The following is a 19,911-nucleotide window of genomic DNA, read 5'->3' on the forward strand; positions in this document are numbered from 1 at the left end:
GGGAAAACCATGGACAAGATACTGACATTGCTGGACGGGTCGGCCTATTCCGAAAGCGTCTGTCATCACACGGCCTGGATTGCGCAGAAGTTGAATGCCGGGGTTGTGGCGATGCATGTGCTGGGCCGCCGCGAGGGCGCGGCCTCGACCAATCTTTCCGGCGCGCTCAGTCTTGGGGCGCGATCGGCCCTGCTGGAGGAGCTTGCCGGGCTGGACGCAAAGCGCGCGAAACTGGCGCAGGCCAAAGGCCATGCCATCCTGGAGGACGCAAAAGCGATCCTGGAACAGGACGGGGTTCCATCGGTCGATCTGCGGCTGCGCCGGGGCGATCTTCTGGATGCGGTGCGCGCGCTTGAGGGCGACATTCGCGCCATCACCATCGGCAAACGCGGCGAAGGGGCGGATTTCGCCTCGGGCCATCTGGGGTCGAACCTGGAACGGGTTGTGCGGGTCTCAAAGGTGCCGGTTTTTGTTGCCTCGCGCGAGTTTCGGCCAATTTCCAGGGTTCTGGTGGCCTATGACGGTAGCGCCAGCGCCAAGGTCGCCATCGAACGTATGTCGATCAGCCCGGTTTTCAGCGATCTTGACGTCTGTGTGCTTTGTGTGGCGCAGGATGATGCCCGCGCCCGCCAAACCGCAGGCGAGGCGGTGGCAAAGCTTCGCTCGGTCGATATCACGGCATCGGCGCGCACCGCCACCGGCGACCCGGAGGAGGTTCTGGGCGAGTTGGTTCGCAAAGAAGGTTTCGACCTTTTGGTCATGGGGGCCTATGGGCACAGCCGGATCAGACGTCTGATCATCGGGTCGACCACCACGGCCATGATCCAATCGGTCAAGATCCCGGTGTTGCTTTATCGGTGAATTGGCGGATTGTCTGCTTGCGGCGGCTTGCGGGGATTTAGGGCGGGTTTTCGGGTGCGGTGATCTATTTGCCCGCCCCGAATTTACCAGCCCCGGATGTATCACCGCTGCGCAGCGGTCTTCCGGTTCGCAGGACCGAAGCGGCCCCAAGGATCAGCGCCGCGCCAATCCAGAAGCCCGGCGATGGCACCTCGTCAAATACCAGATAGCCGACGCTGGTTGACAGGATCAGGCTGAGATAGCCCAAAATCCCGAGAAAGCTGGCCTCGGCCAGACGGTGCGCGTTCAGGAAACAGAACTGTGCACATTGCGCAAAGACCCCGATGCTTAGCAGGGCAAGCAGATGCTGCGATGCAATTGGCGTCCAGTGGAGCCAGGCCATCGGCGCGCTGAATGCGGTCAGGCCCAGCGTGTAAAACCCCATCAGGACCACCACCGGCGCGGCGCGCAATCGGCGGGTTGTGGTCACCGCGGCCACCCCACAGAGCACCCCGCCAAACATGGCCGGCACCGCCCAGTTCAGGTCGATCTGGCCAGGGTTCAACGCGATCAACACCCCGACAAAGGCCACCGCCGCCGCCAGCCACCGGGTCAGGCTGATGCGTTCGCCCAGGACCAGCGCAGCAAGGATCATCATCAGGGCCGGGCGGGTAAAGCCGATGGCCGAGACCAGTGCAAATTGCAGGCGCGGCATGGCATAGAAATTCAGCGTCAGGGCGCCGGTGGCAAACACCACCCGCAGCAGATGCAGGCCGGGATCGGCAATGGCGAGGAAATCCGCCCGCCGCCGCCAGACCCAGGGCGCCATCAGCACCATGCCGACCAGCGCGCGCAGAAACACGATCTGGCTAGAGGCATAGCCCAGCCCCAGCGCCTTGACGATCGACAGCGACCAGATGTTCAGCGCCATATCCGCCAGAAGCCACATGCCGCCCAAGCGATTGTCGGGGTCGGGTTGCAGCGCCGGGCGGGGCGGATCAACCGCGCGGGGCACAGAGGTTGGCCATAAGCCGGAATGCGCCCGGCACACCTTTTTCCATCTGGTGATGCAGGATCAGGGCGCAATGCACGTGCCGCCCCTTGCCGATGTCGGCCACCAACAGCGCGCCGTGATGCGGGTCTTCGTCGGGGTCGGCCATTTCCAGAAGTGGGGTATAGGCTGTGTCCCAGCGCTTGGCGAAATACAGCCCGCGTTCCTTGTGCCAGCCGGCCCAGTCCGCCTCGGTGATTTGGTTGGGATGGGACAACAGCGGGTGATCGGCCAGCGGCGTGACCTTGGCGTTTTCATCGGTAACCCGCCAGCGCAGCGACGGTTGGCCGATTTCCAGCGGTGCGGGGGGCGTGGTGTCGGGGTGCCAATTGTCCCAGGGACGATGGTAGAGCGTGACCAGCGTGCCGCCGTTTTTGACCCAATCGTGCAGCCGTGGCATGGCCGGGGCCAGCGCCGGGCGGAACCGCATGGCAAAGATGCCGATGACAAGGGTGTCAAACCCGGCTAATGCGCTGTCGCTGGCAATCTGATCGTCGCTGAGGGCGGTGACATCCGCGCCCATCCGATCCAGCCAATGATCGACCCGGTCGTTGCCGCCACCGATATAGCCGATGCGGGCCTCGGGCAGGGCGGCGTCAATCACGGACAGCTGCATCTGTGCCGGGGTGATCAATGCACGCGGGTCGATATGGTCGTGGGCGATTTGGCGCTGGGTCTGGGCCAGATCACCGTTCAGCCGCAGAGGCAGATCATGGCGCCCCGTTGCGACATCGGCGGGCAGGGTCACGGACAGGCCGGTGTCGTTTTCCTTGGCGCTCCACCCGGCGGGCAGATCCAGCGTGGGTGTTGCGCCGGTGGGGTGAATGTCGCGCAGGTGCAGATCTATGTCCCGTGCGGGCGCGCGGCGGTTGACCACATCCAGCATCGGCGTCAGCCGTGCCGATGTGGCGGGCAGAACCAGTGGCGGGGTTTCAAACGGCACATAGGTTGTGCTGGTGACGCCGGCGGTGGTGATCGCAACCTCGACACAGGGCGCGCGCGGGGCGTCGGGCAGATAGCTGTCGGGATAGGGATCGGCCAGCGGGGCGTCGGGGGTCACACTCAGTGTATCGTCGGCTTGGAGCCAGCCGTCGGGCAAGGCGGGCGCATGGCGCAATTGATCGGCAACGCCCGCACGCTGTTCCACCTGAAACCCGGTGCTGTCGCCGGGGCGCAGGGTGTCGCGATCCAGCGTGGCGCGCAGCTCGACCCCGGCGGCGATGCGCAGGGCGGTGGCCAGTTGCTGTTGTTTGCGCCTCTGCTTGTGGTGCAGATCGGGCGGGCAGGCTGCGAGATCCAGCGCGCCATGGGCGGCGGACAATTCCGCCACCACGGCGCGGCGATCGGGGAAAGCGGCCAAAGCGGCGTCGATATGGGCCTGGGCGGCGGCATTGCCCAGATCCGCGAGCGTTTGTGGCAAACCGTCGGCAATTGTGGTGTCGGGGCCGGTCGTGCGGCGGTTGGCCAGATGCAGCGGCCAGTTGCGTTCCGCGCCCGGGGCGACCCAATTTCCCATGGCCTGGGTCTTGTGAAAGGCGCGGCTGTGCTGGCCCAGCATGGCATAGCTGGTGCCGGTGATTTCCTCGATCCCGTCGGCGGACACGGTCAGCGTCGCCGGGGGCGGGGGCAGATCGTCGTCATAGGCCTGACCCGCGCCGGACCACGCCGGAAGATAGAGTTTCTTGACCTGCCAGACCGGCAGGGTGCTGCCGCCATAGGTGGGGTCCGCCGCCAGATCAAAGACGCGATGCGCGGCCTCGGTCATGGCGCGGTGGTGGCCGTGTTGACCGGGAATATCCAGAAAGGTCGGGCAGATGATGTCGGGGCGTTCCAGCCGCAGGATGTCGACAAAGCGCGCCAGCGTTCGGGACTCGTCCCATTTTGCCAGAGTTTCCTTGCCGGATTTGGAAAAGCCGAAATCAAAGATCGTGTCATCGGGCGATTGCGACAGCCAGTACATCCGCAGGTTCAGCGCATCTGAGGCGCGTTCCATTTCGGCGGTGCGCAAGACGCCAAGCGCCTCGGTCGCTTCGGTGCCGATGTCGTTCTGGCCGCCTTCGCCCCGGGTGGAACAGGCATAAGACAGATCCACGCCATCGCGAAATCCCATCGCCGCCAGCATGGCCGAGGTTTCGTCATCGGGATGTGCGCCGGTGTTCATGAAGCTGACGGTCGAGGTCAGCGGCACAAGCGCCCGCCACAGACGCAGGATTCGGGGTTGCGCGGCCTGGCGCGCGATGCGGGTTTGGTCGGTCAGGGGCATGTGTCAGATCGCATATTGATTGGGGGTGAAAAGACGGTCGAGAACAAGCGCCGCCGCGCCAAGCGTGGCGGTCATGCGTCCCGACTGGCCGCGCATCATGCGGGGCAGGGGGTGTTCGGGGCGGTTGGCCACAGAGCGATCCGGCAGCACCGCGCCAGAAATCAGCGCATCCAGAAGCGCGTCGGGCATGGCGCCGCCAAGCACAATTGTCGCCGGGTCAAACAGGTTTTCAACAATGCCGGCCGCTTGGGACAGGGCGCTGCGCGCCTGATCCAGCCAGCGGGAAAGGTCGGGGTCGCCCTGTTGAAACAGCCGGTCAAGGTCGGCAATATCCAGACGGCGACCCAGCGATTGATTGACCGACAGGCGGCTGAGCCGGGATTCAAGCGGGGCGGTGCCATCCGGGCCGTGGATCGGCAGCTGGCCGATTTCGCCCGCATTGCCAAAGGCGCCGGTGACCAATTGGCCATTGTGAATGATGCCAAGCCCCAGACCGGTGCCGAAATAGAGATAGGCAAAACTGCCGACGCCCTGCGCCACCCCGCCAAGCCGTTCGGCCATGGCGGCGGCATTGGCGTCATTGGCGATTTCAACCGGACCTTCCAGCGCCTCGGACAGAAGCGTGCCGGGATCGGTGTCTTCCCATCCGGGAAGATCCGCCGACAGACCGGACAGGCCGGTGCGGCCAAAGGGGCCGGGCATGACGATACCGGTGCCGATCAACCGGTCCGGGGCGATGCCGGCCTTGGCGATCAGGGCATCGCGCCGGGTGCGAATCGCCCGGGCGACCTGATCCGGGCGGGGATCGGAAATTGTGCTGCGGCTGGCGACAATCTGGTGCCCTGCAAGATCGACCAAGGCGATGAAAAACGCATCTGGCCGGATTTCCACCCCCAGTGCAAACCCCCCGACCGGGTCCAGCCCGTAGAGCACCGCAGGCAGGCCACGCGCGCCGGCACGCGTGCCCATTTCGCGCACCAGACCCTCGGCCATCAGGTCGGAAATTATGTTTGAAACCGCCTGTGTAGACAGGCCCAGATCGCGGGCCAGCTCTGCTCTGCCACGGGCGCCGGCGGCATGAATGCGGCCCAGAACGTTTTGACGGTTCAGGTTGCGGGACCGTTCGGCATTCGCCCCCTTGGGGCTGCGCTGGGCCGGTGCCTGAGATTTGGGCGGAATTATTTGCATGACCTCTTAATAACTCAAATATCTTGAGTGCTCAATCAAGTTGAGTTAATCCTGAGGAACAATTCATAAGAATGTCAGAAAAACTACATTCAGGGAGACGACCAATGACAAACAAGCTGAGACAGATGGTCTATGGCGGCATGACCGTTGCGGCGGGGCTGTTTTCGACTGCGGCCCATGCGGTCGAGATCGAATATTGGCAGTATTTCTTTGAGGCGCGGGTCACGGCGATGGACCAGCTGATCGAGAATTTCGAAGCGGCGAACCCCGACATCACTGTGAAAATGTCGCATTTCCCCTATGCGGATTACCGCACCAAGGTCGCCGCAGCGATCCCCGCCGGTGAAGGCCCGGATGTGGTGCAATTGTTTTATGGCTGGCTGAACGACTATATCGAGGCCGGTTTGATCCAGCCGCTGCCGACCGACACATTTGATCCTGCCGTGGTGGATGCGGAATTCTTCCCCATGGTGCAGGCGATGAAAAAGGACGGCCAGTATTATGCGCTGCCCACGGCGGTGCGGTCGCTGGCGCTGTTCTATAACGAACGGCTGTTTGACGAGGCCGGGATCGAAGGCCCGCCCGAAACGCTGGAGGAATTGGTCGAAGTGGCCAAAGCCTGTACCAAACGCGATGGCGCGGGCAATCTGACACAGGTCGGGTTCACCACCGGCATGACCGCGCAGGATCACCATTGGTTCCGCGAAGTGCTGGTGCGGCAGATGGGCGGCGAGCCTTATGGCGAAGATTACACCAAAGTGACCTATGACGACGAAGCCGGGCAAAAGGCGCTGGATTTCTATATCGGCCTGTCGCGCGATCACGGTGTGACGCAGTCCGGGTTCATGGATGAACCACAAGCCGCGTTCAAGGCAAGCCGCGCCTGTATGCATATCGACGGATCGTTCCGTATCGGCGCGCTGGACACGGTGCGGGGTCTGAAATGGGGTGTGGCGGAATTGCCGGCCAATGCCGAAGGCGAGCGGTCGAACTATTCCTCTTATTGGGTCAATGGCATCACGTCCAAGGCCGAGGGCGAAAAGCTTGAGGCGGCGAAGAAGCTGATGACCTATCTGACCTCGGATGAGGCGATGCAGGTCTGGCTGGATGTGGTGGGCGAATTGCCCGCGAAACCATCGGTCGGCATGACCGACGCCAATGCCAATGACGAGGTGTTCGGCCCCTTCATTCGCGGGCTTGCCTATGCCCATACCACCAAATTCGCCAATGAAAGCGCACAACGCCAGCAGATGGTGGAAATGGTCGAGCGGGTGTTCCTGACCGATCAGAGCGTGGCGGACAGCATCGCCGAAGCGGCGGCGGCAGAGCAGGCCATCCTGGACGAATATTACGAATAATTCCCCTGTGGTCCGGGGGGGGAACGCCCCCCTCGGGCCGCGTCCTATGGCGCCTGCGCCATGTCAAATCAACTGAATCAATATCGACAGCGGGGGGATAGCGCCGACCATGACGATGTATCGAAACCTTTCTATTCGTCAGAAACAGATCGTCTGGGCCTGGGGCTTTTTGGCCATTCCCGTGCTGTTTTATGTGGTGATCCGGTTTTATCCGACCGGCACCGCGTTTCTGATTTCGTTTCAGGACTGGAACCTTCTGGGGTCGCGGACCTGGGTTGGGATCGAGAATTATCAGAAGCTGTGGCATGATGCGGTGTTCTGGAAGGTGTTTCGCAACACCTTTGCCTATCTGCTGATCGGCACGCCGATTTCGCTGATCCTGAGCTTCATCATTGCCTATCATCTGGACCGGGTGCGGTTTGCGCATGGGTTCTTGCGCATGTTGTACTTCCTGCCGTTCATGACATCCGCGGTGGCGATGGCCTGGGTCTGGCGGTGGTTTTATCAGGACGTGCCGATTGGCCTGTTCAACAATATCCTGGCCGGTTTCGGCATTCCGCAGATCAATTTCCTGGGCTCGATCACCAATGCATTGCCCTCGGTTCTGGCGCCGGCGGTCTGGGCGGGGCTTGGGTTTCAGGTGATCATTTTCATGGCGGGGCTGCGGTCGATTCCGGTCAGCTACTATGAGGCGGCCAAGATCGACGGTGTTGGCTGGTGGACGGTGCTGACGCAGATCACCCTGCCGCTGCTGCGGCCGACGATTGTGTTCATCGTGGTGTTTTCCTCGATCGGGTTCCTGCGGATTTTCGATCATGTGTTCAACATGACCACCAACAATCCCGGCGGGCCGTTGAATTCGACCAAACCGTTGGTGCTGATGATCTATGACACCGCGTTCAACAGTTTCGACATGGGATATGCCTCGGCGCAGACGGTGGTGTTGTTCCTGATCCTGCTGGTGGTCAGCCTGCTGCAACTTTGGATTTTGAGGAGCGACAGATGAGCGCCGTCGACATGCCCGCATCACAGCGCCCCACGACCGAGGCCGCATTGGCGAAACCGCCGCGCCGCCCGGCCAATATGGGGCAGATCATCCGCTGGCTGCTGCTGTTTCTGGGCGGGATCGCGATGGTGATGCCCATCGTTTACATGATCTCGACCTCGCTGAAATGGCCGCATGAGGTTTATAACATCAATCTGATCCCCGAAGAGCCGACGATCGAGAATTACACCTATGTGCTGGAAGACGGGCGGTTTTACTGGTGGTTCGTGAATTCGATCATCATTGCGACGGTGACCACGATTTCCAACGTGCTGTTTGACAGTCTGGTGGGATATACCCTGTGCAAGTTCAAGTTTCCGGGGCGGCAGATCGTGTTTATCGCCATCCTGTCGACGCTGATGATCCCGACCGAAATGCTGGTCATCCCCTGGTATCTGATGAGCCAGAGTCTGGGGTGGTTGGACAGCTATTGGGGGATCATGTTCCCCGGTTTGATGACCGCCTTTGGTACCTTTTTGATGAAGCAGTTTTTCGAAAGCGTGCCGGATGATTTCATCGAAGCGGCGCGGATTGACGGGCTGAACGAGTTGCAGATCTGGTGGACGGTGGCGATGCCGCTGGTCAAACCGGCCTTGGCGGCGCTGGCGATCTTTGTCTTTCTGGGCAATTGGACCGCGTTCCTGTGGCCGCTGATCGTGACCAATTCGGTCGAAATGTACACCGTGCCGGTGGGGCTTTCGGGGTTCGGGGACGAGGCCGATGTCGCCTGGGAATTGATCATGACCGGGGCGGCGATTTCGACCATTCCGACGCTGATCGTGTTTCTGGTGTTCCAGCGGTTCATTATTCGCGGGGTTGTCATGGCGGGGCTTAAAGGATGACGGATACAAGTGTTTTTCCCGATCCGACCTATCGCGACACGGTGCTTGCGCCGCTGTTTGATGGGGTGAAAACCCATTTCGCGGGGCATATGGCGGCGATCAACCGCGCGCATCTGGTGATGCTGGCCGAGACCGGGATTTTGCCGCCGGGCGACGCACGGGCGTTGGCCGGGGCGCTGGCGGATATCGAGGCCGAGGTCGATATCGAGGCGCTGCAATATACCGGGGAACATGAGGATTATTTCTTTCTGGTCGAGGCGATGTTGCGCGATCGGCTGGGTGATCTGGGCGGGGCGCTTCATACGGCGCGGTCGCGCAACGATATGGATCACACGCTGTTCAAGCTGGGGCTGCGCCGTCGCACGGATGCGATGCTGGCGGCGCTGCACGGGTTGGCCGATGCGCTGATTGCCAAGGCAGAGGCAGAGCGGGACACGATGATTGTCGCCTATACCCACGGGCAACCGGCGCAACCGTCGACATTCGGTCATTACCTTGGCGCGGTGATCGAGGTGCTGTTGCGCGATATTGCGCGGGTTGAAGCGGCGGCAGAGGGGCTGGAACATTGCCCGATGGGCGCGGCGGCGATCACCACCAGCGGTTTCCCGATTGATCGGGGCCGGGTGGCGGATTTGCTGGGGTTTGAGGCGCCGTTGCTGAATTCCTATGGCTGCATTGCCTCGGTCGATTATGTCACGGCGCTTTATTCTGCGCTGAAGCTGGTGTTTGTGCATCTGGGCCGGGTGGTGCAGGACATGGCGTTCTGGTCGGCGTTTGAGGTTGGCCAGCTTTATGTGCCAAATGCGCTGGTGCAGATCAGCTCGATCATGCCGCAGAAACGCAACCCGGTGCCAATTGAACATATGCGCCATATGGCGTCGGTGGCGGCGGGGCGCTGTGATGCCATCGTCAACACCATGCACAACACGCCCTTCACCGACATGAACGACAGCGAAGGCGAGGTGCAGCAGGCGGGATATGGCGTGTTTGACCATGGCGGGCGGATGATTGCGCTTTTGACCGCGTTCCTGCCCGCGTGCAGTATCAACGCCGACCGGGTGGCACAGAACACCGATGCGGCCTGTATCACCATCACCGAACTGGCGGATACGCTGGTGCGGCAAGAGGGGCTGACCTTTCGCCAGGCGCATGAGATCGCGGCCACCACCGCGCGGGCGGTGATCGGGCGGGGCGTGCCGTTGCGCGACGGGTTCGATGCGTTTTCCGCCGCCTTTGCCGAGGTTGCGGGCCGTGAGCCGGCACTGACGCAAGGGGCCTTTGGCACCGCGGTGTCGGCGCGCAATTTCATTGACCAGCGTGATCGCCCCGGCGGTCCCGCACCGGCCGCAATGGATGCGGCCTTGACCGAATATCGCGCCACGCTGGGCCGGTTGACCGGGGCGCGTGCCGCCCGGTGCGCCCGCCACAGTGCGGCACAGGATACGCTTGCTTCGGCATTTCTAGATTTGAAGGAGACCTGAATGGCCGAACTTAGCCTTCATCAACTGACCAAAGCCTATGGCAAGACCGAGGTGCTGCATGGCATCAACCTGGGGGTGGCCGATGGGGAATTCGTGGTGTTTGTCGGCCCGTCGGGCTGTGGCAAATCCACCACCCTGCGCATGATTGCCGGGCTGGAAGAGGTCACATCGGGCGAGATCCATATCGGCGGCACGGTGGTTAACAACCTTGAGCCCAAGGAACGCAACATCGCAATGGTGTTCCAGAATTACGCCATCTATCCGCATATGACGGTGCGCAAGAATATCGGGTTTGGTCTGCGCAGTTCCGGTCTGCCCAAGGCAGATAAAGAAGCGCGCATTGACGAGGTTGCGGCCCTGTTGGGGATGACCGATCTGTTGGCGCGCAAACCGTCGCAATTGTCGGGCGGCCAGCGTCAGCGGGTGGCGATTGGCCGCGCGATGGTGCGCGATCCGTCGGTGTTTCTGTTTGACGAGCCGCTGTCGAACCTGGATGCGCAATTGCGCACGCAAATGCGGCTAGAGATCAAGAAGTTGCACCAACGCGTCGGCACCACGATCATTTTTGTCACCCATGATCAGGTCGAGGCGATGACCATGGCGGACCGGATTGTCATCATGGATGGCGGTCATATCCAGCAGGTCGGCACCCCGGAAGAGGTCTATCGCCGTCCGGCCAATGCCTTTGTTGCCGGGTTCATCGGCGCGCCGTCGATGAACATGCTGGCGGCCGAGGCCGGGCCGGACGGGGTGCGGACCAATGCGGGGGGCAGTATTGCCATGCCGCTGGGTGCGGATTTCGGCAAACGCGCCGTGACTTTGGGTGTGCGGCCCGATGATCTTCACCTGACGGATGGCGAGGGGCTGGTCGCGGGCACGGTCGCGGTCTGTGAGCCGCTGGGGCCGGAAACGCTTGTCCATATTGACACGGCAGGCGGCGAGGTTGTGGCCAAGGCCGATGGCCGACATCCGCCCAAGGTGGGCGACACCGTGCGGTTGATCGCGGCGCAGGAAGATCTGCATCTGTTTGATGCCGACAGCGGTGTGGCACTTTCATGGGGCCCGCGCACGTGACCGACCGGCCAGAAATACTATGTGTTGGGCGGGTTTACGCGGATCTGGTCTTTGCCGGGCTGGACCGGTTGCCCAGCCTCGGGACCGAGATCTTTTCCGACGGGCTGAGCCTGCATCCCGGGGGCGGCGCGGCCAATTCGGCGGCGACCCTGGTGGCGCTGGGGCAGCGTACGCATTTGATTGCGACCCTGCCCGCCGCGCCGTTTGGCGGGCCATTGACCGAGCGGCTGCGCGCCATTGGCATCAATATCGACTTTTGCACGGCGGCCCGGCCCGGCGATGCGCCGCAGATCACCATGGCGCTGTCGCTGGCCGATGACCGGGCTTTTGTCACCCATCGGGTTGGCGCGGCCTGTGCGCGGTTTGATCCTGCGGTTTTGCCGCAGGTCGGGCATTTGCATATCGGCGAGTTGAAAACGCTGGAGGAAGATCCCTGGCTGATTGATCTGGCGCGGGATGCGGGGTGGACGCTGTCGCTGGATTGCGGTTGGGATGACGGGCTTATGGCGCGCGGGGCAGAGGTGGCGCATTTGATCGAAGCGGTCGATGTGTTTTTGCCCAATCAGGCGGAATGGCAGGCGCTGTGCGACAGCGGTCTGGTGATGGAAAAACCGCCGCTGGTGGCGGTGAAATGCGGTGGCGACGGGGCCTTTGCGCTGGTGGATGGCGCGCGGGTCGAGGCCGCCGCGCGCCCCACAGAGGTGGTTGATCCGACCGGGGCAGGGGATGCATTTGCCGCCGGTTTTGTGGTCGCCTGGCGGCAGGGTCGCGCGCTTTTGGCCTGTTTGGAGCTGGGAAATGACTGTGGCGCGCGTGCGGTGGCGGTGATGGGCGGCGCTGGCGGGATTGGCCAGATTGACGCCGGGATGCACCGCGCGGCGGAATAGCCGTGGCGCGGGTGATGCGTCGATAAACCACTGATAATTCTGATGGAAATTCCTGCCTGGCTCTTGCGTGAGCCGGGCCATTTTGCTGTTGGTTCTGCGCGGTCCTTTGATCCCATCGGCGCAGTATGGCGGAAAATCACCTAGGGTTTGCCGCAGAAAAGGTTTGACAGATCTTTGTCGAATCTATTAGTTCGGTAACTAGACGAATTAATAGGAATGAGCCATGACGGACCCGACAAACATTTCACGACGCATGTCGATGAGTTCAGTCGTTCAGGCGATCACCACCTATGGGCCGATCTCGCGGGCCAGTGTGGCCAAGATGACCGGCCTGTCGAAACAGACGGTGTCCGAGGTTGTTGCCAGTCTTGAATCCGACGGCTGGGTTCAGACGGTCGGGCGCACCGAGGGCAACGTCGGGCGGCGCGCGGTAGTCTATGAAATCGTGCCCGAGGCGGCGCTGGTGGCCAGCGTGGATCTGGGCGGCACAAAGGTGCGGGTCGCGCTGTGCAATCTGTCGGGCGCGGTGGTGGTGGAAATCGCCGAACCCACGGTTCAGAGCGGCGGCACGGCGGTGATTGACCAGATCGGGCGGCTGATCCTTGCGGCGGCGTCGAAATACGGCTGTTTGCCGGAAAAGGTCCGGGTTGCGGTTGTTGGCGTGCCGGGGGTGCTGGACGCGGCGACCGGCCATATCAATCTGGCGCCCAACATCAGCGGCATCGACAGCATCAATTTCCCGGCGCTGTTGCAGGACCGGTTGGGGATCGAGGTTCTGGTCGAAAACGATGTGAACCTTGCCGCGCTTGGCGAACATTGGATGACCCATCAGGGTGAAAAGGACGATCTGGTCTATCTGTCGATTGGCACCGGGATCGGCGCGGGGCTGGTCATTGGCGGGCAATTAGTGCGCGGTGCCACCGGGGCGGCGGGCGAAATCGGCTATTTGCCGTTCGGGGCCGATCCGTTTGAGGCCAAAAGCCTGACGGTTGGGGCATTGGAACGCAAGACCGCGACCAGCGCGATCATCGAACATTATCAGGAATTGACCGGCGTGGCCAAAACCGTGCCGCAGGTGTTTGAAGCGGCATTGCAGGGCGACGCTGACGCGAAAGAGGTGCTGGCACGTGCGGCGCGCTATATCGCGCGGGCGATTGCCGCCATTGCGGCGGTGGTCGATCCGGCCTGTGTGGTGATTGGTGGCTCCATAGGGGCCAGAGACGAGTTGATCAGGTTGATTGAACCGGAAATCCGCCGCTGTTTCCCGCGCAATATTCCGGTGGAATCTTCGGTGCTTGGCAATCATGCGGCGCTGGCGGGGGGCACGTCGATTGCCCTGTCGCGGCTGAACATTGCGCTGTTTTCCGGCGGGTTGCCCGGTGGGGCGATTGTGGTGCCGGCGCCGGATCTGGCCAAGTTTCACGAGGGCGTGGCATGAGCGACAGTGATCTGAAATCCCGGCTGGTCGCGGCCCAGGACGGCGCGGCGGATGTGGCGTTGTTGCAGCGGGCGATTGGTTGCGAAAGCGTGACCGGACATGAGGCCGGATTTGCCAGCTTTCTGAGCGGCGTGATGGCGGAGTTGGATCTGAACCCCGGATCGGGGGACTTCCTTGCCGGGCGGCCCAATACCTGGGGCGCGCGTGCGGGGGCGGGCCCGAACCTGATGTTTGTGGGCCATACCGACACTGTGCATGTGCGGGGCTGGGCCGAAAACTGGCAGGGGCAACCGCAGGAAGATCCCTTTGCCGCGCCGGTGATCGCGGGTGAGGTCTGGGGGCGCGGGGCCTGTGACCTCAAGGCCGGGATATGCGCGTCGCTGGCGGCGCTGCGGCTGTTGGATATGGCGGGGGTAACGCTTGCCGGGACGGTCAGTTTTGCCTTTATCGGGGATGAGGAAAGCGGCGAGCCGGGCACAGGTGTCAGTGCAGGGGCCAAAGATCTGGTGCAACGGGTTGCCGCCGGAGAGATCGCAAAACCCGATTTCGCGGTCTATGTCGAGCCAACGAAGCTGGAGGTCTACACCGCCCAGATCGGGTTTTTCATCGCAGATATCAAAGTGACCGGCAAATCGGCCTATTTCGGCACGCCCGAGGACGGGGTTGATGCGCTCAAGGCCACACATGCGATCCTGTCGGCGATCTGGGCCCATGGCGCAGAGCTGACAGCCGCGGGCGCGCATCCGCTGGTGGGGCCGTCCGACATCCTTGTGACCGAAATCAAGGGCGGCGGATATATCGCGGTGCCGGGCGATTGTGGCCTGTCGCTGATCCGAAAACTACGCCCCGGCGAAACGCTTGATGATGCGGTGGCCGGGTTCGAAGCGGCGGTCAAGGCGGCACCGGTATCCGAGGGCATCCGCATCGACATCAGCTATCCCGCCGGGCGCGACCACGTTTTTGGCGGCTCGCCGGTGGAAATTGATCCCGATCATCCCGGCGCGCGGGCGCTGGCGGATTGCGTGGCCGAGGTGCGCGGCACACCCACCCCGATGAGCGGCGCGCCCTATTGGTCAGAGGCGCCGTTCCTGGTGAATGAAATTGGCTGTCCGGCGATCTATTGCGCGCCGGGTGACATCAGCGTCGCGCATACGTTCCACGAACGGGTGAATGTCGACGAATACCTGGCCGCGATCCGCGCCTTTGCGCTTTTCATGGTGCGCTATTGCGGCACCCAAGAGACGATCCCAACAGGAGAAAGCAAATGAAAAATATCATAAAAAACAATGTGTTTGGCGCGGTTCTGGCGCTGGCGGCGGTTCCGGCGATGGCAGAAACGGTTGGCCCCCAAGGCGAGGCGGCCACGCCAACGTCGGAAATTGTTGTGCCCGAAACCAGCGCCGCGGCGCTGCGGGCCGGCGGCTATAAGGCGGCGCTGTTGTGGCACGATCAATCGGATTTCGTGAATGCGGTGACGGGCGGTGCGACCGATGAATTCGCCCGCTTCGGGATCGAGGTCGTGGCCACCACCAGCGCCGGTTTCGACGCCGCGAAACAGCGCAGCGATATTGAAACCGCGATGGTGAAATCGCCCGATATCATCCTGTCCCTGCCGCTTGACCCGGTGACATCGGCGGCGGCGTTCCAAGAGGCCAAGGCCGATGGCGTGAAGCTGGTGTTCCTGTCGAACCTGCCGGCGGGGTATAGCCATCCCGATGATTACGCGGCGATTGTCACCGACGATCTGTTCCAGATGGGCAAACAGGCGGCGGATGCGCTGGCGGCGGCGATGGGCAATGCCGGGACCGTTGGCTGGATCTATCACGATGCGGCCTATTATGTGACCAACCAGCGCGACAATGCGTTCAAGACCACGATTGAAAACGATTATCCCGATATTTCGATTGTCGCGGAACAGGGGATCAGCGATCCGGCCCGCGCCGAAGAGATTGCCAACGCCATGTTGCTGCGCAACCCCGATATTGGCGGCATCTATGTGACATGGGCCGGCCCCGCCGAAGGTGTGTTGGCCGCGCTGCGCGCCAATGGCAACAAGACCACCAAACTGGTGACGCTGGATCTGTCGGAGCCTGTGGCGCTGGACATGGTGCGCGGTGGCAATGTCGCGGCGCTTGTTGCCGACGAAGCCTATGAGCTGGGTCGTGCGATGGCGGCGGCCGGTATTTTGGATCTGCTGGACATGGATGTGCCGGCCTTTGTCGTCGCCCCGGCGGTGACCGTGACCGCCGACAATGTGGCAGAGGGCTGGATGCAATCGCTGCATATCGAAGCCCCGGCCAGCGTAACCAGCAAGTAAATCGTGATCGGTCCGGCGCAATCATCCCAGGTCGTGCCGGGCCGGATCAATTGACGTGAAATCATTGGCACGGGGCGCAATCGCCGGTGCCGACCCAGAACACGGGTGTCCAAATGTCCACTATGACCCTTCGGAAATTCGGCCTTGCCGGTTTGGATTTCAAACAGATGGTTGTCTATATCGGTTTCCTTGCGATCTTCTTGTTTTTCGCGGCGACGCTTTATGACGACGGTTTTCTGACCCAGCGCAATCTGACCAATATCGTGCTGCAAACCGCGCCGGCGACCATCATGGCAATCGGTCTGGTGTTTGCCCTGTCGGCGGGTGAGATCGACCTGAGTTTCGGTTCCATCGTGGCGGTTGCCGCGCTGTCGGCCGCTGTTGCGATGCAGAGTTTCGGGCTGGCGGTCGGGGTGATTGCCGGGCTGGGTGCGGGGGTGGCGATTGGCGCGCTGAACGGCGTTCTGGTGGCCTATCTCAAGCTGCCGTCGTTTCTGGTGACGCTGGCGACCATGGGGCTGTTTGCCGGGATTGCCCGGTCGATGACCGACCTGCGTTCGATCCCGGTGATGAACGAGACATTCACCGGTCTGTTTGGGTCGGGCAAATTGTTTTCGATCCCGTCGCTGGTGATCTGGACGGTGATTGGCATCGGCATCGGGCATCTGGTCTGTCGCCATACGAAATTCGGCGCGCATGTGCTGGCCACCGGCGACAACCCGCGTGCGGCACAGGTGTCCGGGATCAGCGTGGCGCGGGTGCGGTTTTATGTGCTGACCATTTGCGGCGGCTGTGCCGGGTTGGCGGGTCTGCTCTATGCCGGGCGGTTGCAGGCGGCGAAATATACCCTGGGCGAAAGCGATCTGATGACGGTGATTGCCGCGGTGATTGTCGGGGGCACGCTGTTGAATGGCGGCAAGGGGTCGGTGATCGGGGCGCTGGTTGGCTCTCTTATGATGGGGATGCTGAACAACGGTCTGATCCTGATGAACCTGAAAGTGTCCGATCAGATGATCGTTCGGGGTTTGATTATTCTGTTGGCTGTTGCGGTCTCTCTCCGCGATGCCAACCGCTAAGCGAGGAGCGAATTCATGTTTCTGGATGTTCTGATGCGCCGCAATCCGGGCTTTGTCGAAGCTGCGATGGCCCTGCATCAATCGGGGGCGATCCCGCCGAATTCCTATGTGCTGGATCTGGATGCGGTCGAGGCCAATGCGCGGATCTTTACCACCGAGGCGGCGAAACACGGGCTGAAAACCTTTGCCATGACCAAACAGGTCGGGCGCCATTCCGGGTTTTGTCAGGCGGTGATGCGCGGCGGGATTGATCGGTCGGTGGCGGTGGATATGGAATGCGCGATTGCCTGTCACCGGGCGGGGCTGAAGACCGGGCATTTGGGCCATCTGGTGCAGGTGCCGGGCGGGGATGCCGATTTCGCGGCGGCGCAATTGCGGCCCGATTACTGGACGGTGTTTTCCGATGACAAGGCGCGCGAGGCGGCAGAGGCGGCGGCGCGGGCCGGGCGGGTGCAGAACCTGTTGGCGCGGGTCCAGACCGAGGGCGATACGTTTTATCGCGGCCATGAAGGCGGGTTTGCCGCAAGCGATATTTGCGCCGTGGCGGAGCAGATGGATGCGCTGGACGGTGGGCGGTTTGCCGGGATCACCACATTCCCCGCGCTGTTGTTCGATCTGGAACGGCGCAAGGTGAGGCCAACCCCGAACCTGACCACCCTTGCCACCACATCCGAGGCGCTGGCGGCGGCGGGGCGCGGTGACATTGAAATCAACGCGCCGGGCACCAATTCAACCGTGCTTTTGTCGGCTCTGGCCGAGGCCGGGGCGACGCAATGTGAACCCGGCAATGCCCTGCATGGCACCACGCCCTTGCATGCGGTCGAGGATCTGCCGGAAGATCCGGCGGTGCTCTATCTGACCGAAGTGTCACACCACCATGGCGGCAATGCGTTTTGCTTTGGGGGCGGACTGTATATTGATCCGGTGTTCCCGAAATACGAGGTGCATGCGCTGGTGTCATCAGAGCCGACAAGCGCGGCGACGGCGTTGGCCCCGGTCGAAATCCCGGATTATTCGGCAATCGACTATTACGGCATGATCGACGCCACCGGGCCGGCCAAACCGAAAACCGGTGACACCGTGGTGTTCGGCTTTCGCGGTCAGGCCTTTGTCACCCGCGCCAATATCGTCGGGGTGTCGGGCATTTCCACCGGTGCGCCCCGCGTCACATCCATTGAAAACATCTTCGGCCAGCGCGTCGATTGGCCAGAAAGGGCGCTGTCATGACTGCTGAAGCTGAGGTTCTGTCGTTAAAGAATATTCACATGGCCTTTGGCGGGGTGGTGGCGATTCAGGATTTTTCGCTGGATCTGCGGGCGGGGGAAATTGTCGCGCTTGTCGGGGACAATGGCGCCGGTAAATCCACCCTGATCAAGATTGTGTCGGGGGTTTATACGCCGACCTCGGGCACGATCCGGCTGGACGGGGAAACCACCAGTTTTGCCGACGCCAGTTCAGCCCGCAGCAAGGGCATCGAAGTGGTCTATCAGGATCTGGCGCTGGCCGATCAACAGCCGGTCTACATGAACATGTTTCTGGGCCGGGAATTGACCAAACCGCCCTTTGGTCTGCTGGACAAGGCGCGGATGCGGCAAGAATCGCAAACGCTGGTTGATGAGCTGGATGTGCGCATTCCATCGGCCAGTTCGACCATTCGCGACCTCAGCGGTGGCCAGCGTCAGGGCATCGCAATTGCCCGCGCCACCCATTGGGCGAGCAAGCTGATCCTGCTGGATGAACCCACCGCCGCGCTTGGCGTGGCCGAAACCGCGCGGGTCGAGGAATTGATTGCCAATCTCAAGGCCAAGAACCTTGCTATCCTGATTATCAGCCATAGTCTGGATCAGGTGTTCAAACTGTCGGATCGCATCTGTGTGCTGCGCCGCGGGGAACAGATCGGCATTCGCGAAACCGCCAAGACCGACAAGAATGAAATCGTCTCTATGATCACCGGAGTTGCCTGATATGAACCGTGAAATTCAAACCATCATGGCGCGTGAGATCCATGAGATCCCGGATGTTCTGGCGCGCCAGATTGTTGAGGGGCTTGATCTTTACCTCACGGCCGGGCGCGAAGCGGCGGCGACAAATCCACGTGGGTTTGTCACCTGCGCGCGCGGCACGTCGGACCATGCGGCGACATTTTTCAAATATGTGATGGAGATTTCCACCGGTCTGCCGGTGGCGTCCATCGGGCCTTCGGTGGCCTCGGTCTATGATACGCCGTTGAAATTGGAGGATTTCATCTGTGTCGCGATTTCGCAATCTGGCGGCAGCCCGGATTTGGTCGCCCTGCAACAGGCCGCCAGCCGGGGCGGGGCAAGGACGCTGGCCATCGTGAATGTCACCGACAGCCCGGTCGGGGCCGGGGCCGACAGCGTTCTGCCGATCTTGGCCGGGCCGGAAAAGGCGGTTGCGGCGACCAAATCCTTTGTCGGATCGTTGTTTGCCATTCTGGGCTTTGTGGCCGGCTTCACCGGAGACAAGGCGCTGGAAGGCGCATTGCGGGCCTTTCCCGAGACGGCGCGGGGCGCGCTGGATTGCGATTGGACGGTGGCGGAATTGGCGCTGGCGCGGGCCGGATCGGTGTTTACCGTCGGACGCGGGCCGGGATTGGCCATTGCGGCGGAATCTGCGCTGAAATTAAAAGAGACCTGTCGCATTCACGCCGAGGTGTTTTCCTCGGCTGAGGTGCTGCATGGGCCGGTGGTGCTGGCGGATCGGAAATTCGCGGCGCTGGTGTTTGATCCGGCGGATGCATCGACGCAATCGGTCACGGCGGCGGCACGGGCGATGCGCGACAAGGGGGCCACGGCGCTGACCATTTCGGCGGATGGGAAGGAAACCACCGCCCTGCCGGTGCCTGGGGTGGGGCATCCGCTGTTGATGCCGCTGGTCCAGATCATCGCGTTTTACCGGTTTACCGAAACGCTGGCGCGCCATCTTGGGGAAAATGCCGATGCGCCGGCGGGATTGAACAAGGTGACAGAGACGATCTGAAACTGCTTTGGCCGGACGTCGCCCGGTAACCCCGCCCCCGCGCGGGGGGGC

17 protein-coding genes are annotated in these 19,911 nt (G+C 62.2%); 14 read left to right on the forward strand and 3 right to left on the reverse strand.

Going from position 1 to position 19,911, the window contains the following annotated elements; translation table 11 throughout:
- Window positions 1–9: 9 nt before the first annotated feature.
- Window positions 10–861, forward strand: coding sequence for a universal stress protein (locus Q4577_RS12830; protein ID WP_303469607.1), 852 nt, complete (start codon window positions 10–12; stop codon window positions 859–861).
- 64 nt (window positions 862–925) lie between these two features.
- Here the strand turns inward: Q4577_RS12830 and Q4577_RS12835 are convergent, their stop codons facing one another.
- From Q4577_RS12835 to Q4577_RS12845, 3 genes are read right to left on the reverse strand one after another with little or no spacing between them, the layout of a single operon-like run.
- Complete coding sequence (locus tag Q4577_RS12835; RefSeq protein WP_303469609.1) at window positions 926–1,855, reverse strand: DMT family transporter; 930 nt, start codon at window positions 1,853–1,855, stop codon at window positions 926–928.
- Window positions 1,839–4,154 (reverse strand): PIG-L family deacetylase, encoded by a 2,316-nt coding sequence (locus tag Q4577_RS12840; RefSeq protein ID WP_303469611.1) that lies wholly within the window; start codon window positions 4,152–4,154, stop codon window positions 1,839–1,841. Before Q4577_RS12840 ends, Q4577_RS12835 begins: the two co-directional genes overlap by 17 nt.
- Before the next feature lie 3 nt (window positions 4,155–4,157).
- On the reverse strand, window positions 4,158–5,342 hold the full coding sequence (locus Q4577_RS12845; RefSeq protein WP_303469612.1) for an ROK family transcriptional regulator: 1,185 nt from the start codon (window positions 5,340–5,342) through the stop codon (window positions 4,158–4,160).
- 104 nt (window positions 5,343–5,446) lie between these two features.
- On the opposite strand from Q4577_RS12845, the gene Q4577_RS12850 reads away from it, so the two are divergent.
- The 13 genes from Q4577_RS12850 to Q4577_RS12910 all read left to right on the forward strand — a co-directional run bounded on the left by Q4577_RS12850 (window position 5,447) and on the right by Q4577_RS12910 (window position 19,860).
- The gene (locus tag Q4577_RS12850; RefSeq protein WP_303469613.1) at window positions 5,447–6,700 is read left to right on the forward strand and encodes an extracellular solute-binding protein; all 1,254 of its coding nucleotides are present in this window, start codon (window positions 5,447–5,449) and stop codon (window positions 6,698–6,700) included.
- A 109-nt stretch (window positions 6,701–6,809) separates the two neighbouring features.
- Window positions 6,810–7,706: a carbohydrate ABC transporter permease gene (locus Q4577_RS12855; RefSeq protein WP_244690874.1), complete on the forward strand. Its 897-nt coding sequence runs from the start codon at window positions 6,810–6,812 to the stop codon at window positions 7,704–7,706.
- Window positions 7,703–8,587, forward strand: a complete 885-nt coding sequence (locus Q4577_RS12860; protein ID WP_244690875.1) for a carbohydrate ABC transporter permease — start codon at window positions 7,703–7,705, stop codon at window positions 8,585–8,587. Before Q4577_RS12855 ends, Q4577_RS12860 begins: the two co-directional genes overlap by 4 nt.
- On the forward strand, window positions 8,584–10,068 hold the full coding sequence (gene argH / locus Q4577_RS12865; RefSeq protein ID WP_303469616.1) for an argininosuccinate lyase: 1,485 nt from the start codon (window positions 8,584–8,586) through the stop codon (window positions 10,066–10,068). Before Q4577_RS12860 ends, argH begins: the two co-directional genes overlap by 4 nt.
- A complete protein-coding gene (locus tag Q4577_RS12870) occupies window positions 10,069–11,142 on the forward strand; it encodes an ABC transporter ATP-binding protein (RefSeq protein WP_303469617.1) in 1,074 nt (357 codons plus the stop codon). It begins immediately after the preceding gene.
- Window positions 11,139–12,029, forward strand: a complete 891-nt coding sequence (locus Q4577_RS12875; RefSeq protein WP_303469618.1) for a carbohydrate kinase family protein — start codon at window positions 11,139–11,141, stop codon at window positions 12,027–12,029. The genes Q4577_RS12870 and Q4577_RS12875 overlap by 4 nt, the downstream gene beginning before the upstream one ends.
- Before the next feature lie 223 nt (window positions 12,030–12,252).
- Entirely contained in the window at window positions 12,253–13,467 is a 1,215-nt protein-coding gene (locus Q4577_RS12880) for an ROK family transcriptional regulator (protein WP_303469620.1), read from the forward strand.
- Window positions 13,464–14,735 (forward strand): M20 family metallopeptidase, encoded by a 1,272-nt coding sequence (locus Q4577_RS12885; RefSeq protein WP_303469621.1) that lies wholly within the window; start codon window positions 13,464–13,466, stop codon window positions 14,733–14,735. Before Q4577_RS12880 ends, Q4577_RS12885 begins: the two co-directional genes overlap by 4 nt.
- The gene (locus Q4577_RS12890) at window positions 14,732–15,784 is read left to right on the forward strand and encodes a substrate-binding domain-containing protein (RefSeq protein WP_303469622.1); all 1,053 of its coding nucleotides are present in this window, start codon (window positions 14,732–14,734) and stop codon (window positions 15,782–15,784) included. The genes Q4577_RS12885 and Q4577_RS12890 overlap by 4 nt, the downstream gene beginning before the upstream one ends.
- A gap of 113 nt (window positions 15,785–15,897) precedes the next feature.
- The gene (locus Q4577_RS12895; RefSeq protein ID WP_303469623.1) at window positions 15,898–16,860 is read left to right on the forward strand and encodes an ABC transporter permease; all 963 of its coding nucleotides are present in this window, start codon (window positions 15,898–15,900) and stop codon (window positions 16,858–16,860) included.
- A gap of 15 nt (window positions 16,861–16,875) precedes the next feature.
- The gene (locus Q4577_RS12900) at window positions 16,876–18,087 is read left to right on the forward strand and encodes an alanine racemase (RefSeq protein WP_303469624.1); all 1,212 of its coding nucleotides are present in this window, start codon (window positions 16,876–16,878) and stop codon (window positions 18,085–18,087) included.
- Complete coding sequence (locus tag Q4577_RS12905) at window positions 18,084–18,824, forward strand: ATP-binding cassette domain-containing protein (RefSeq protein WP_303469625.1); 741 nt, start codon at window positions 18,084–18,086, stop codon at window positions 18,822–18,824. Before Q4577_RS12900 ends, Q4577_RS12905 begins: the two co-directional genes overlap by 4 nt.
- Window position 18,825: 1 nt before the next feature.
- The gene (locus Q4577_RS12910; protein ID WP_303469626.1) at window positions 18,826–19,860 is read left to right on the forward strand and encodes an SIS domain-containing protein; all 1,035 of its coding nucleotides are present in this window, start codon (window positions 18,826–18,828) and stop codon (window positions 19,858–19,860) included.
- Window positions 19,861–19,911 lie beyond the last annotated feature (51 nt).

Origin of the sequence: Marinovum sp. 2_MG-2023, assembly GCF_030548265.1 — a bacterium.
Classification (GTDB): domain Bacteria; phylum Pseudomonadota; class Alphaproteobacteria; order Rhodobacterales; family Rhodobacteraceae; genus Marinovum.